The sequence below is a fragment of the Ruegeria sp. K5 genome, assembly GCF_056531805.1.
Map to the genome: position 1 here is coordinate 24,940 of NZ_JBQFML010000014.1, position 13,382 is coordinate 38,321.

Annotated in this window: 16 protein-coding genes; 13 read left to right on the forward strand and 3 right to left on the reverse strand. The window is 58.9% G+C overall.

The annotated features are described in order from the left end of the window. Nucleotides 1-5: 5 nt before the first annotated feature. The 9 genes from ACR0MO_RS20365 to nusG all read left to right on the forward strand — a co-directional run bounded on the left by ACR0MO_RS20365 (nucleotide 6) and on the right by nusG (nucleotide 7,712). Nucleotides 6-209, forward strand: a complete 204-nt coding sequence (locus ACR0MO_RS20365; RefSeq protein WP_170524051.1) for a cbb3-type cytochrome c oxidase subunit 3 — start codon at nucleotides 6-8, stop codon at nucleotides 207-209. Continuing rightward, nucleotides 206-1,069, forward strand: coding sequence for a cytochrome-c oxidase, cbb3-type subunit III (gene ccoP / locus ACR0MO_RS20370; protein WP_170524053.1), 864 nt, complete (start codon nucleotides 206-208; stop codon nucleotides 1,067-1,069). Before ACR0MO_RS20365 ends, ccoP begins: the two co-directional genes overlap by 4 nt. Before the next feature lie 409 nt (nucleotides 1,070-1,478). After that, complete coding sequence (locus ACR0MO_RS20375; protein WP_480893092.1) at nucleotides 1,479-2,354, forward strand: LysR family transcriptional regulator; 876 nt, start codon at nucleotides 1,479-1,481, stop codon at nucleotides 2,352-2,354. A 100-nt stretch (nucleotides 2,355-2,454) separates the two neighbouring features. Continuing rightward, entirely contained in the window at nucleotides 2,455-3,888 is a 1,434-nt protein-coding gene (gene ccoG, locus ACR0MO_RS20380) for a cytochrome c oxidase accessory protein CcoG (protein ID WP_170455073.1), read from the forward strand. Continuing rightward, nucleotides 3,885-4,343 carry a FixH family protein gene (locus ACR0MO_RS20385; RefSeq protein WP_170624520.1) on the forward strand — a complete coding sequence of 153 codons (459 nt, stop codon included), beginning with the start codon at nucleotides 3,885-3,887 and terminating at the stop codon, nucleotides 4,341-4,343. Before ccoG ends, ACR0MO_RS20385 begins: the two co-directional genes overlap by 4 nt. Before the next feature lie 4 nt (nucleotides 4,344-4,347). Further along, entirely contained in the window at nucleotides 4,348-6,525 is a 2,178-nt protein-coding gene (locus ACR0MO_RS20390) for a heavy metal translocating P-type ATPase (RefSeq protein WP_480893094.1), read from the forward strand. A gap of 6 nt (nucleotides 6,526-6,531) precedes the next feature. Continuing rightward, nucleotides 6,532-6,690 (forward strand): cbb3-type cytochrome oxidase assembly protein CcoS, encoded by a 159-nt coding sequence (ccoS, locus tag ACR0MO_RS20395; protein WP_170455067.1) that lies wholly within the window; start codon nucleotides 6,532-6,534, stop codon nucleotides 6,688-6,690. A 101-nt stretch (nucleotides 6,691-6,791) separates the two neighbouring features. Next, nucleotides 6,792-6,989, forward strand: a complete 198-nt coding sequence (gene secE / locus ACR0MO_RS20400) for a preprotein translocase subunit SecE (RefSeq protein WP_050605011.1) — start codon at nucleotides 6,792-6,794, stop codon at nucleotides 6,987-6,989. A 189-nt stretch (nucleotides 6,990-7,178) separates the two neighbouring features. Continuing rightward, the gene (gene nusG, locus ACR0MO_RS20405; protein WP_152459924.1) at nucleotides 7,179-7,712 is read left to right on the forward strand and encodes a transcription termination/antitermination protein NusG; all 534 of its coding nucleotides are present in this window, start codon (nucleotides 7,179-7,181) and stop codon (nucleotides 7,710-7,712) included. A gap of 74 nt (nucleotides 7,713-7,786) precedes the next feature. On the opposite strand, the gene ACR0MO_RS20410 is transcribed toward nusG, so the two are convergent. Together ACR0MO_RS20410 and ACR0MO_RS20415 are read right to left on the reverse strand one after the other, a co-directional pair. Then, nucleotides 7,787-8,305, reverse strand: coding sequence for a trimeric intracellular cation channel family protein (locus ACR0MO_RS20410; RefSeq protein WP_480893096.1), 519 nt, complete (start codon nucleotides 8,303-8,305; stop codon nucleotides 7,787-7,789). A gap of 224 nt (nucleotides 8,306-8,529) precedes the next feature. Further along, nucleotides 8,530-9,462, reverse strand: coding sequence for a hypothetical protein (locus tag ACR0MO_RS20415; RefSeq protein ID WP_170455065.1), 933 nt, complete (start codon nucleotides 9,460-9,462; stop codon nucleotides 8,530-8,532). 215 nt (nucleotides 9,463-9,677) lie between these two features. On the opposite strand from ACR0MO_RS20415, the gene rplK reads away from it, so the two are divergent. Then, nucleotides 9,678-10,127 carry a 50S ribosomal protein L11 gene (rplK, locus tag ACR0MO_RS20420; protein ID WP_010440985.1) on the forward strand — a complete coding sequence of 150 codons (450 nt, stop codon included), beginning with the start codon at nucleotides 9,678-9,680 and terminating at the stop codon, nucleotides 10,125-10,127. A 1-nt stretch (nucleotide 10,128) separates the two neighbouring features. After that, nucleotides 10,129-10,827 (forward strand): 50S ribosomal protein L1, encoded by a 699-nt coding sequence (gene rplA / locus ACR0MO_RS20425; protein WP_170455063.1) that lies wholly within the window; start codon nucleotides 10,129-10,131, stop codon nucleotides 10,825-10,827. A gap of 72 nt (nucleotides 10,828-10,899) precedes the next feature. On the opposite strand, the gene ACR0MO_RS20430 is transcribed toward rplA, so the two are convergent. Beyond that, nucleotides 10,900-11,859, reverse strand: coding sequence for an aminoglycoside phosphotransferase family protein (locus ACR0MO_RS20430; protein WP_170455061.1), 960 nt, complete (start codon nucleotides 11,857-11,859; stop codon nucleotides 10,900-10,902). A 401-nt stretch (nucleotides 11,860-12,260) separates the two neighbouring features. On the opposite strand from ACR0MO_RS20430, the gene rplJ reads away from it, so the two are divergent. Further along, complete coding sequence (rplJ, locus tag ACR0MO_RS20435; protein ID WP_170455059.1) at nucleotides 12,261-12,779, forward strand: 50S ribosomal protein L10; 519 nt, start codon at nucleotides 12,261-12,263, stop codon at nucleotides 12,777-12,779. 79 nt (nucleotides 12,780-12,858) lie between these two features. Then, on the forward strand, nucleotides 12,859-13,233 hold the full coding sequence (gene rplL, locus ACR0MO_RS20440) for a 50S ribosomal protein L7/L12 (RefSeq protein ID WP_170455057.1): 375 nt from the start codon (nucleotides 12,859-12,861) through the stop codon (nucleotides 13,231-13,233). Nucleotides 13,234-13,382: the final 149 nt, after the last annotated feature.

The following is a 13,382-nucleotide window of genomic DNA, read 5'->3' on the forward strand; positions in this document are numbered from 1 at the left end:
GTATGATGGAAGAATATACACTCTTACGGCAATTCGCGGATAGCTGGATGCTGCTGCTGCTGTTCACCTTCTTTCTTGGCATCGTGGTTTGGGTTTTCCGCCCCGGTGCCAGCAAGGAATACAAGGACACCGCCAACATCCCGTTCCGGCACACCGATGCCCCCGCCCAGCAAGACAAACCCGCCACACCCAAGGAGGCGCGGCCATGAGCAAGACACCTGAAAAACAGCCGGGCGATCCGAATACAACCGGCCATAGCTGGGACGGGATCGAGGAATTCGACAACCCGATGCCCCGCTGGTGGTTGTGGACCTTCTACGCCACGATCTTCTGGGGTGTGATCTACACCATCATGTATCCGGCCTGGCCACTTGTGCAATCGGCAACGGCGGGTGTGACGGGCTGGTCCTCGCGCGCCGAGGTGCAAAAGGAACTGGTCGCGTTTGAAGAGGCCAACGCGCCTTTGAACGCCCAATTGGTGGATACGCCGCTCGACGATATCTCGAAGGATGCTGAGCTTCAGCAATATGCCGTCAACGCGGGCAGCGCCGTGTTCCGGACCTGGTGCGCGCAGTGCCATGGCTCGGGTGCCCAGGGCGCGCCGGGCTTCCCGAACCTGCTGGATGACGCATGGCTGTGGGGCGGCACGATGGAGGATATCCATTTCACCGTCAGCTATGGCATCCGGAACGAAGAAAGCGACGATGCGCGCTATTCCGAGATGCCGGCCTTTGGTGAGATCCTCGAGAAGGAAGAGATCACCCAGGTGGTTCAGTACGTCATGTCGCTGACCAACGCGCAGACCGACGATGCGGCTGCACAGGCGGGCAAGGTTGTGTTCGAAGACAACTGTTCGGCCTGTCACGGCGAAAACGGTCAAGGTGACATGTTCCAGGGTGCTCCGAACCTGACGGATGCGATCTGGCTGTACGGCGGCAGCGAAGAGGCGCTGACCGAGACCGTGACCTATAGCCGCTTTGGCGTGATGCCGAACTGGGATACCCGCCTGACCGAGGCGCAGATCCGCGCCGTATCCGCATATGTCCACCAGTTGGGCGGCGGTCAGTAAGCGCAAAAGAATACCTGAGGGCGGTTCGCTGCCCACAGGTCCCGGCACCGGCTGTTCCATCTGTTCGCGCGTTTCCTGAACAGCCGGTGCCTATTTCAGGTCTGAGGGCAGGACTGCCCCGAGGGCAGATGTGTCAGAACCCTGCTTGTGTCTTTCTGAACCGATCTGGGTGCGTGTTTCGACAAGGGATGACCCACCGGCGGCAAGGCGATCAGCTTTGGCTTCGCCTCTGAGTGCGCGGCCGGGGTAGTTGCCGGTTGGTGCAGTCTGGTCGCGTTCAATATCGCTTTGGCATAAATCGAGAGCATGAGCTCCCTCCTCTCGCTGTGTTGCGGATAACAACAAGATTGTGTTCTCCGGCAAAAAATGCGAACCAATTAGCGTTCCAAAATGTAAGCAGGGATTACACGTGAATTGGCTGAAGCTACCCCCGCTGGCCTCATTAAGGGCCTTTTCTGCCTTTGCAGAGAGGGGCGGCGTCGTTCAGGCTGGCGAGGCATTGAATGTTAGCCATGCTGCTATAAGCCAGCAATTGCGCGCGCTTGAGAAACACATGGGCGTCGCGTTGGTTCAGCGTGACGGCAAATCCCTGACCTTGACCGCCGAAGGCGAACAGCTGGCTCGCGCCCTGCATCTGGGTTTTGAATCCATCGGCACCGTTGTGGAAGAGCTTATGAAATCGGGCGAGGCGCGTCCGGTGCACGTATCGCTGACCTCAAGTTTTGCGGCGTCGTGGCTGATGCCGCGTCTACCGGCGTTTCAGGCCGAATACCCACAGATCAACCTGGCGATTGACCCATCGCCGCATCTGGTTGCCTTGACGCCCGGAGGCGTCGATGTCGCGATCCGCTACGGGGCGGGCGGATGGTCGGGTGTCGAGTCCGAGATGTTGCTGGAAACACCCTTTGTCGTTGTCGCTGCCCCCGGCCTGTTGGTGGGCAAAACCAGCTGGACGCCGGAAGAACTGGCCCATTTGCCCTGGCTGGAGGAGTTGGGCACAACCGAGGCATCCACATGGCTTGCCAAGCGTGGTGTGACTCATCCGCCTTTGGCCGGGCGTATGTCTTTGCCCGGAAACCTGCTGCTGGATGGGCTGCGTGCCGGTCAGGGTGTCACCGCAACGGTGCGACATTTCGTCGAAAACGACATCCGCGCCGGGCGTCTGATCGAGCTGTATGCCGAGCCGGACCCCAGCGGATACCATGTTTTAACTGCAAAAACGCCGCTTAGGCCGGCTGTGAAGACATTTGTGACCTGGTTGAAGCGGCAATCTGGTAGCATGTGATAAAAGATGTTTGTTCGATGCGCGTTTTGACCCATGTCAAAGTTTGCGCGGACATGATCTGGAAGAAGACGCTAGCAGAAGACCCATTTGGAGCCAGCCAGTGAGCGATTCCGATCCCGCCCCCAGCTTGTATGCCGCGCGCGAGCCGATTTTCCCAAGACGCGTATCCGGCCCGTTTCGGAACCTGAAATGGATTATCCTGATTGTCACGCTGGGTATCTACTATGTGACCCCGTGGATCAGATGGGATCGCGGGCCCAGCCTGCCGGATCAGGCGGTGCTGCTGGATCTGGCCAACCGGCGGTTTTATTTCTTCTGGATCGAGATCTGGCCGCATGAGTTTTACTTTGTGGCCGGGCTTTTGATCATGGCCGGTCTTGGGTTGTTCCTGTTCACCTCGGCCCTTGGTCGCGTCTGGTGCGGTTATGCCTGCCCGCAAACGGTCTGGACCGACTTGTTCATTTTGGTCGAGCGCTGGATCGAAGGCGATCGAAACGCGCGATTGCGCCTGCACCGGCAAGAGAAGATGGACTTTCGCAAGGCGCGGTTGCGGCTGACGAAGTGGACGGCCTGGTTCCTGATCGGCCTCGCAACCGGCGGGGCCTGGGTGTTCTACTTCGCCGACGCGCCCACATTGCTGCGCGATCTGGTCACCGGCAATGCGCACCCCGTGGCCTACACGACCGTTTTGATCCTGACTGGTACGACCTTCCTGTTTGGCGGTTTTGCCCGTGAACAAATCTGTATCTATGCCTGCCCCTGGCCGCGCATTCAGGCCGCGATGATGGACGAAGACACTCTGGTCGTCGGCTACCGCGAATGGCGGGGTGAGCCGCGCGGTAAAGGCAAACGCACTGCCGATTCCGAGTTGGGCGATTGCATCGACTGCATGGCCTGCGTGAATGTCTGCCCCGTGGGGATCGACATTCGGGATGGCCAGCAGTTGGAATGCATCACCTGTGCGCTGTGCATCGACGCCTGTGATGACATGATGGCCAAGATCGGCAAACCGCGTGGGTTGATCGACTATATGGCGCTGAGCGATGAGGCCAACGAACGCTCGGGTAAGCCGCCCAAGAATGTGTGGAAGCACATCCTGCGGTTCCGGACGATCATGTATACGGCGCTGTGGTCACTGGTTGGGTTCGCGCTGCTGTTCGCGCTGTTCATCCGGTCCGATATTGATCTGACGGTGGCACCTGTTCGCAACCCGACCTTCGTGACCTTGTCCGACGGCACCATCCGAAACACCTATGATGTGCGTCTGCGCAACAAACACGGCGAAGACCGCCTGTTCAGCCTGTCGCTTGCCGGTGATCCGTCGATGCGATTGGAGATTGAAGGCACAAACCTGCATACTGTGAATGTCACGGCCGACACAGCACAGTTGGTGCGCGTGTACATCACCGCCTCTCGCGATGCTGGCCCAGCGGGAGCGGAAACGACGCCGGTTCGGATTTGGGTCGAAGACATCACCAGCGGCGAGCGCGCCTACAAAGACACCACGTTCAATGGCCGAGGGAACGGATCATGACAGAACGCAAATTCACCGGGAAACACGCTTTGGCGGTATTCGTCGGCGCCTTTGGGGTGATTATCGCCGTGAACCTGCTGCTGGCCTATAACGCGGTGAAAACATTTCCGGGGCTCGAGGTTAAGAACTCCTACGTCGCCAGCCAGGAATTCAATGAGCGGTTGAAGGAACAACAGGCGCTGGGCTGGGAGGTCCGGGCCGAAACCAAGGGCGGCCTGCTGATCCTGCACATTACCGATGCCACGGGGGCCCCGGTTCAAGTGGCCGAATTGCAGGCGGTCGTGGGTCGCGCGACCCATGTAAAGGATGACTTCTCGCCGGATTTTACCTTTGACGGTATCGCCTATGCGACGCCTGCGACGCTGGGCAAGGGGAATTGGAATATCCGCCTTGTGGCACGCGATCATGCAGGGGCCGAGTTCACGCAGCGCGTACCGCTATATGTGAAAGGCTAACGGAGTGACGGCGCAAATCACATCCGGGACGGCGGCTTGCCCGGGGTGCATTGCGACTCCGTCGGAACCGGCGCGTCCGATCCCCGAGGATGTGCAGATTGCGCTGTCCTTGCCGGGCATCCACTGCTCGGCCTGTATTGCGAATGTCGAACGCGCATTGAACGCACATCCCGGTGTCGAGGATGCGCGGGTCAACCTGACTCTGAAACGCGCCATGATCAAAGCCGCGCCCGAGACGCGGGCGGCGGAGCTGATCCCGGTGCTGGAACGCGCCGGGTATGAGGCGCATGAGCTGGATCCGGGCGCCCTGTCCGCGACCAGTGCGGATAAGGCGGGTCGGGATCTGCTGATGCGGCTGGCGGTCGCCGGTTTCGCCTCGATGAACGTGATGTTGTTGTCGGTTTCGGTCTGGTCAGGGGCGACGGACGCGACGCGCGACATGTTCCATTGGATTTCAGCCGCCATTGCCTTGCCCGCCATTGCGTTTTCGGCGCAGCCGTTCTTTGCCAATGCCTGGTCGGCCTTGCGGGTTCGTCGCCTGAATATGGACGTGCCGATTGTTCTGGCCATCCTGTTGGCTTTGATGACGTCCCTTTGGGAAACGGCCCTGAGCGGTGAACATGCCTATTTCGACGCCGCCCTGACCCTGACCTTCTTCCTGTTGGCCGGGCGGTATCTGGATTACCGGACCCGCGCAGCCGCACGGTCCGCGGCCGAGGAACTCACGGCGCTTGAGGTGCCGCGCGCCATCCGCGTGATCGACGGGGTCGAGGAAGAGGTTGCCGTGTCAGCCCTGACCGTGGGCGATCTGATCCTCGTGCGGCCCGGTGGGCGCATGCCAGTGGACGGCCAGATCGTCTCGGGGCGGTCCGAGCTGGACCGGTCTTTGCTGACCGGTGAAACTCTGCCGGTCTTTGCCGAAGCGGGCCAGAGTGTCAGCGCGGGTGAGGTCAACCTGACCGGCCCGCTGACCATCCGGGCCACGGCGGTGGGCGAAGATACCTCACTCCACCGGATGGCCGATCTGGTTGCCATCGCGGAATCCGGGCGGTCCCGGTACACGTCGCTGGCGGATAAGGCAGCCAAGCTATACGCGCCGGGCGTTCACATTCTGTCGGCGCTCAGCTTCGTTGGTTGGTTCATCTATTCCGGCGATCTGCGCACCGCGTTGAACATCGCGGCGGCGGTGTTGATCATCACCTGCCCCTGCGCCTTGGGGCTGGCTGTGCCTGCGGTGACGACAGCCGCCTCGGGCCGGTTGTTCCGCAAGGGGATGCTGATCAAACACGCCACCGCTCTGGAACGTCTGGCCGAGGTCGATACGGTTGTGTTCGACAAGACTGGCACGCTGACCTCCGGCGCGCCGGAACTGACCAATCTGGGCGACCACTCCCGCGCTGACCTGGAAATTGCGTTGGCCTTGGCCGAGGCATCGGCCCACCCGCTTTCGGTCGCATTGGCGCAGGCAGCGCGTGCCGCCGGGGTCAAACCTGCCGCAGTGAAGGAAATCGTCGAAGTACCCGGATATGGCACCGAAGGCCTGTATCGCGATCAGCGTGTCCGATTGGGCCGCGCGGCCTGGGTCGGAGGGGCGCAAGGGGCTCAGACCTCGGCCTGGCTTTCCGTCGGATCAAACCCGCCCGTGCCCTTCACATTCTCGGACGCCCTGCGCCCCGGCGCAGCAGAAGCGGTCGAGGCGTTTGCGCGGTCGGGCAAGCAGATCATCCTGATCTCGGGCGATTCCAAAGGTGCGGTTCAGGCCTTGGCCGATAAGCTGGGTATCGAAAACTGGATTGCCGAGGCGCTGCCTCAGGACAAAGCGCGGCGCATTCAGGAGCTCAGCGATCAGGGGCGGCACGTCCTGATGGTGGGCGATGGTCTGAACGACACGGCGGCGCTGGCTGCGGCGCATGTCTCGATCTCTCCGGCCTCTGCTTTGGACGCCGCGCGGGTGGCGTCCGATATCGTTCTGTTGGGCACCGATCTGTCGCCCATCGCGGATGCCTGCGACACCGCCGTCAAAGCCACCAAACGGATTCGCGAAAACTTTCGCATTGCCACCGTGTATAACGTGATCGCGGTGCCGCTGGCGGTGATCGGCTTGGCAACGCCCCTGATCGCGGCCTTGGCGATGTCGACCTCGTCCATTACCGTATCCCTGAACGCCCTGCGGCTGAGGTAACCCCGAATGGAAGTACTGGCCTATCTGATCCCGATTTCCCTGTTTCTGGGGGGTGTTGGCCTGGTCGCGTTTGTCTACACCGTCCGTTCGAACCAGTATGAAGATCCCGAAGGCGACGCCCGCCGGATTCTGAGCGATGAATGGGACGACAAGCCCAAGCCGTAACCGGGTCGCATCGCGCAGGCAGAGTTGATCCGAACCGCCCTTGAAATTGCCGCAATGCCCGGCTATGTCCGGCCTATCCGCTAGCAGAGAGATCAAGCCACATGGCCACCACCAACCCGATCCAGTTCATTCAGCAAGTCCGTGCCGAAGTCTCCAAGGTCGTCTGGCCGACCCGGCGTGAGGTGCTGTTGACCACGGTCATGGTGTTCATCATGGCGGCGCTGACGGCTGTGTTCTTTGCGCTGGTCGATCTGGGTATTCGCGGCGGCTTGCAACTGATCCTGGGCGCGTTCAGCTAAGCCGGTCCGGGCAGGCGGAAACGCCACTGCCCCCTTGCACAGCACGGCGTGTCAGAGTAGGTGACATGACTATTCGGAATGGGCGTGCGGCGAATCAGGTTGCGCGCCGCTTTTTATTCCGGGTCACGCGATAGAATTTCAATGAAGGGCGCTTGCACCGCCCTGACGGCAAACAAGGACGACAGGTTCATGGCGAAACGGTGGTACTCGGTCAGCGTTCTTTCGAATTTCGAAAAGAAGATCGCAGAGCAGATCCGCACGTCGGTGGCTGAACAGGGCCTTGAGGACGATATCGACGAGGTTCTGGTGCCCACCGAAGAGGTGATCGAGGTGCGCCGGGGCAAGAAAGTCACGACCGAACGCCGCTTCATGCCCGGCTACGTTTTGGTGCATATGGAAATGTCCGATCAGGGCTATCACCTGATCAACTCGATCAACCGCGTCACCGGTTTCCTGGGCCCGCAAGGCCGCCCGATGCCGATGCGCGACGCCGAGGTGAACCAGATCCTCAACCGCGTTCAGGAAGGCGAAGAAGCGCCGAAACTGATGATCTCGTTCGAAGTAGGCGAGAAGGTCAAGGTCAACGACGGCCCGTTCGAGGATTTCGACGGCATGGTCGAAGGCGTGGACGACGAGAACCAGAAGCTGAAGGTCTCGGTCTCGATCTTTGGTCGGGAAACGCCGGTGGAACTGGATTTCACGCAGGTTACAAAGCAGAGCTAAGCTGGCTCTCAACGAATTGTATAACGCCGCGACGCTTGGGCTCGCGGCGTTTTTGTTTGTGAACCAAGCGGCCTTTAGCTGCGTTTGGTCTGAACCATCACCCAGTCGGGCAATCGCAGGTCCCAGTGAATGACGGCGGCCCGCATGGCGAAAATCAAGGTTGCGCAGATGACGCCTGACGCGGTCGAGTGCTCCGGAACCAGATACAGCAGCAGGACATAAAGGGCGCATCCGACGGATACCGGAAACGCATAGATATCCCGGCTCATGAGCAATGTGGGTTGCCCGGCCAGCACGTCGCGTATGATGCCGCCGCCAACCGCCGTAACCACCCCGAGGATCACCGGCCCGACCGGCAATCCGAACCCCAACCCCCAGGCCTTGTTTGCGCCCTGAATTGCAAACAGCGCCACGCCGAGGCCATCGGTATATAGCATGAGGCGGTAAACAGACTCCTGCCGGGCAAATCTGTAGGCATAGACGGTCACAAGACTGGCGATGAGCGCCACCCAGATATAGTTCGGATCCATCGACCAGAACACCGGCGCATCCAGCACCATGTCGCGAATGGTGCCGCCGCCAATCGCGGTCACGATCCCCAAAAGCAGGCGCTGTAGATGTCGATGCCCCGCGGGGCGACCGCCAGCACGGCGGTGATTGCAAAGGCCGCCATGCCGACCAGGCCGATCAGGTATTGAAAGTCCATGACCTCGTGTCCGTTGTTTATTTTTCTCAGGTGCCCGGAATGGCGCGTCAGGTGGGTACCGCAGCATTTGCTTTGGTGCCGAGTGAGTAGCAAAAGTGCTTTGGGTGCAAGTCAGTTCTCTACTGAGGGTTTCTTCTTCGCAGCCTCGAACATTTCGTCAATCACGGCCAATAAGCGCGGGACTTCTTCGAATGCTTCCAGAGAGAGGGGGCATCCGTATGAAGAGCCGCCCGGATTACAAGACTTCACTCTGGGTATTGTCATCCATTTGAGAGTTATATGTGGCTGTGTCCCACCAGTCGCTTCCTTCAATGAAACTGTTGCAAATGTGCACAATGAGTCACACATGCCTAGAATATGCCTATCATTGATCAATGGGCGTTTTGACAACAGTCGTAAATCTCTTCCTCCTTTCTCATTTGGCTCACCAGAATAGAGAAGCCAAAAATCGTCGTTGAAAGACGGTTGATCAGCGCGGATGACCGCTTGGATTGAAGGTGTTTCGTCGACCTCAAAATCAAGCCAGCGGCCGATCTTGTTGTGGCCGTAAGGGTGATCATGAGAATTGAAATTTGTTATGGTTGAAACCATTCGATGGCCCCTACTATCGCGAAGAATTTTTGGAATGCCTGTGGCAAGCCCATAGAACGCCAGAAGATAGTGACAGCAGCTGGAGACTTTGAAACTGCCGCTGTCTGAGAAAGAGCGTCTGGTGTTGTTCTCTTCGTCCAGTTCGACATACCTGCCTGGCAAAAGTCCACCGGTGAAAGTGGGTGGTTTTTCGGTCATCAAGCCAATTGTCGGGAAATAGTACAGATCCGGCCCGAATTTGTAGGTAATGTAACCAACAGGAAATTGAGCGCAGTCTTCGACGGCGCATAGCTCTTGCCATTCACGGCGGAGTTTCTGAATTCTCTGTTCTTTCGCAGCTTCCTCCTGTTCTGACCTTGCTTTAAGGCCAAAATGTATGCTTGCGCCAAACAGGACAAGCCACAGCAAGAAAAGCCCGCCTATGAGTTTTAGAATGCGCTGCGCAATGTTCATTTGGATGATTTTTTAAATTCGACTTTTACTCACTGTAATTCCAGTACGCTGCGAAGCAATGCTCTTGCCAACCCCACCATTCCCCTATAAATGCCGCCTCTATCGTCTTCGGGCGAGATTCTCTCGTGGGAGGTTGCTGGGATCGCGATCCTGGTCCGAACCACGCAACATAATCTGGGTGGAACGCGTTTCACCTTAGTTGAAAGGAAAACCAAATGGCCAAGAAGCTTGCTGGTACAATGAAGCTGCAGGTTCCTGCAGGTCAGGCGAACCCGTCGCCGCCAGTTGGCCCCGCTCTGGGTCAGCGCGGCATCAACATCATGGAATTCTGCAAGGCGTTCAACGCCAAGACCGCAGACATGGAGCCCGGCGCTCCGTGCCCGACCGTGATCACCTATTATCAGGACAAGTCCTTCACCATGGACATCAAGACGCCGCCCGCGTCTTACTACCTGAAAAAAGCAGCTGGTCTGAAGCCGGTCGGCAAGCGTAACCGTCCTCGTGGCGCGGAAAACCCAGGTCGTGAGACCGTGGCAACCGTGACCTCAAAGCAGGTTCGCGAAATCGCCGAAGCCAAAATGAAAGATCTGAACGCCAACGACGTCGAAGGCGCAATGCAGATCATCCTGGGCTCGGCCCGCTCTATGGGCATCGAGGTGAAATAAGATGGCAAAACTCGGTAAACGTACCCGCGCTGCGCGCGAAGCTGTCGCCGGCAAGGAAAACCTGTCGGTTGAAGATGCGGTTGCTCTGGTCAAGGGCAATGCAACCTCGAAATTCGACGAGACCATCGAAATCGCGATGAACCTGGGCGTTGACACCCGTCACGCGGACCAGATGGTTCGTGGCGTTGTCGGCCTGCCGAACGGCACAGGTAAAGCGATGCGCGTTGCTGTGTTCGCACGTGGCCCCAAAGCTGACGAGGCGAAAGAAGCTGGCGCAGATATCGTTGGCGCAGAGGACCTGATGGAAACCATTCAGGGCGGCACCATCGAATTCGACCGCTGCATTGCCACCCCGGACATGATGCCGATCGTCGGTCGTCTGGGTAAGGTTCTGGGCCCCCGCAACCTGATGCCGAACCCCAAGGTCGGCACTGTGACCATGGACGTGAAAGCGGCCGTGGAAGCAGCCAAGGGCGGTGAAGTTCAGTTCAAGGCGGAAAAAGGCGGCGTTGTGCATGCCGGTGTTGGCAAAGCGTCCTTTGACGAAGCCAAGCTGGTCGAAAACGTCCGTGCCTTCATCTCGGCTGTGGCCAAGGCCAAACCGTCGGGCGCCAAAGGCACCTATATGAAGAAAATCGCGCTGAGCTCGACCATGGGCCCGGGCGTGACTCTGGACGTGGCGGCGGCTGCGGGCGAATAAGCCCCGGCTTTCAGTCATTGGAAAATGGACCCGGGTCGTGCGAACGGCCCGGGTTTTTCTTTGCCTCAGGCGTTACAGAAAGATTTGCCGCAAGCGGGTTTCCAGGCGGTCGCGTTTACGTTCTTCAAACTGGCTGCAAATAAAATCCGGCCGCCACAGGCGCAGCCAGTCTTTCAGCAGGCGACCCCGCAGGCAGCAATCCAGGATCTCCATGTCGATGGGGTGGCGGTAGAGTTTGAAGAACATCTGCTTGTTGGTTTTCAGGATGCCGCTTCGGTCAACCTCGGGCTTGGGGCCGTCCCGGAATATGTCCGCTTTCAGGAAATCCACGATATCATAGACGGCCAGCTTGTCCCGTGCTTCGGTGAAATCCAGCCCGATAGTGGTGCCTTGACCCATGATCAGGTTCAGGCCGTGGAAATCTCCGTGCGAGAATACGCGCAGGTCGGGCCGGTTTCGAAGGCGCGCGGCTTCGGCCAAGAAAGCATCGACCATGGGCTGGCTGATCCGGGCGATATCGGGGGGAACGAGTGTTGACAGTTCGCGGATGTTGTCGGTCATCCAGCGCGGTCGGAACGCGTAGTCGGTCGGCTTCTGGATGCTGTGCAGGTGATGCAGCCACGACCCGGCGCGGCGGTAGATCTGGGCAACCTGTTTATCGTCGGTGCTGTTGTAGATCACATCAACGGCGGTGGGGCGGTCGACATATTCGGTGACCATGAACGCGCCGCCGGGCGACAGGAATACCGGGCGGACCACGCGGGCGGTCTCGTGCCGTCGGAAATGATCGTGCACGCGGGCCAGCACCTGGAATTCGTTGGGCAGCCGTCCGGATTCGGGTGAGATGGTATCGATCTTCAACGCGTAGTCCTGCGACGGGGTTTCGACCTTCATCACAAAGCGCGAACCGGGGAAGCCATGTGATCGGTAGACGCAATGAAGCCCGGTGATGTGGTCGCGCAGGTGATCGCGCGCAAATTCGTTGGCAAACTCGCGGGCCATGTCGTATTCGGAAATCGTAAGTGTCGGCATGGTCTCGCAAATCTGCGTCTGAATTTCTGCGCCCCGGCGGCGGGTCTGACAAGACAAGAGCGGTGCAATCGTGTCAATGGTCCGCCTGAACCGGACATACGGGCGATAGATCGCTGGTACGTGCAATTTACCCCTTGGAAACCGGACCTGTCTGCCCTAAGTAGACCTGCGGAATAAAGCGTGCGATTCGTCGTGCGCTTTCTTTCGTTTCGTCCAAGACGGTGGGTGGTGCCATCCGGCCCCTTAATTCCCTGCCTGAGACGGGTAAGACCAAAGAATTCTGAGGGTCCCACCCTCGGGCGCATTTTGGCCAATCCCGTAATAACGGACCTGAACGCCGGAGCGAAAGCTGCGGCAAATATGAGCCGGGGTGAGGTATCGCCCCTAACTTGGAGAGAACTGTGGATAGAGCCCAGAAAGAGAAAGTGGTCGAGGAACTCGGCCAAATCTTCGAAAGCTCTGGCGTCGTAGTGGTTGCTCACTACGCCGGTCTGACAGTTGCCGAGATGCAGGACCTTCGCGCACGTGCTCGTGACGCGGGTGGCTCCGTGCGTGTTGCCAAGAACAGGCTCGCCAAAATCGCCCTTGAGGGTAAGCCGTGTGCAAGCATGGCCGACCTGCTGACAGGGATGACCGTTCTGACCTATTCCGAGGACCCCGTGGCAGCAGCCAAGGTGGCCGAGGACTTCGCCAAGGATAACAAGAATTTTGAGATTCTTGGTGGTGCAATGGGTGAGAACGCTCTGGACCGCAAAGGCGTCGAAACAGTTTCGAAAATGCCGTCTCGCGAGGAGCTTATTGCTTCGATCGTGGGCTGCATTGGCGCACCTGCTTCGAACATCGCCGGCGCGATTGGCGCACCTGCAAGCAACATCGCAAGCATCCTTTCCACCATCGAAGAGAAGGCGGAAGCTGCGTAAGCGGTTGGCACTGAATGATCTGCGTAGGGGAAACCCCCTGACGTTGGAACACACACTGTAAACGGAAAGAGCTGATAAAATGGCTGATCTGAAAGCACTCGCAGAAAGCATCGTGGGTCTGACCCTGCTGGAAGCACAAGAACTGAAAACCATCCTCAAAGACGAATATGGCATTGAGCCCGCAGCCGGCGGCGCAGTTGTCATGGCAGCCGGTGGCGACGCCGGTGGCGCAGCTGAGGAAGAGAAAACCGAATTCGACGTCGTTCTGAAGAACGCCGGCGCTTCGAAAATCAACGTGATCAAAGAAGTTCGCGGCATCACCGGTCTGGGCCTGAAAGAAGCCAAGGAACTGGTCGAAGCTGGCGGCAAGATCAAAGAAGGCGTCTCGAAAGAGGAAGCCGAAGAAGTCAAAGGCAAGCTGGAAGCAGCTGGCGCCGAAGTCGAGCTGGCCTAAGCCATCCGACAGGTGCATCGCTGATGCGCCACAAAATTTGGCTGGGTCCGGAGAAATCCGGGTCCAGCCGAACCTGTCTTAGAAAGGGCCTCAATCAAAGGGGCGTTTTCTAAGACACGGTTTTCGGATCGGGAGGCTGCCTTCGGGAC

Coding starts and splice junctions, on each gene's coding strand:
- rplL (WP_170455057.1), top strand. CDS start 12,859: ATGGCTGATCTGAAAGCACTCGCAGAAAGCATCGTGGGTCTGACCCTG.
- ccoP (WP_170524053.1), top strand. CDS start 206: ATGAGCAAGACACCTGAAAAACAGCCGGGCGATCCGAATACAACCGGC.
- rplK (WP_010440985.1), top strand. CDS start 9,678: ATGGCCAAGAAGCTTGCTGGTACAATGAAGCTGCAGGTTCCTGCAGGT.
- secE (WP_050605011.1), top strand. CDS start 6,792: ATGGCCACCACCAACCCGATCCAGTTCATTCAGCAAGTCCGTGCCGAA.
- rplA (WP_170455063.1), top strand. CDS start 10,129: ATGGCAAAACTCGGTAAACGTACCCGCGCTGCGCGCGAAGCTGTCGCC.
- ACR0MO_RS20415 (WP_170455065.1), bottom strand. CDS start 9,462: ATGAACATTGCGCAGCGCATTCTAAAACTCATAGGCGGGCTTTTCTTG.
- ACR0MO_RS20365 (WP_170524051.1), top strand. CDS start 6: ATGGAAGAATATACACTCTTACGGCAATTCGCGGATAGCTGGATGCTG.
- nusG (WP_152459924.1), top strand. CDS start 7,179: ATGGCGAAACGGTGGTACTCGGTCAGCGTTCTTTCGAATTTCGAAAAG.
- ACR0MO_RS20430 (WP_170455061.1), bottom strand. CDS start 11,859: ATGCCGACACTTACGATTTCCGAATACGACATGGCCCGCGAGTTTGCC.
- ACR0MO_RS20385 (WP_170624520.1), top strand. CDS start 3,885: ATGACAGAACGCAAATTCACCGGGAAACACGCTTTGGCGGTATTCGTC.
- ccoS (WP_170455067.1), top strand. CDS start 6,532: ATGGAAGTACTGGCCTATCTGATCCCGATTTCCCTGTTTCTGGGGGGT.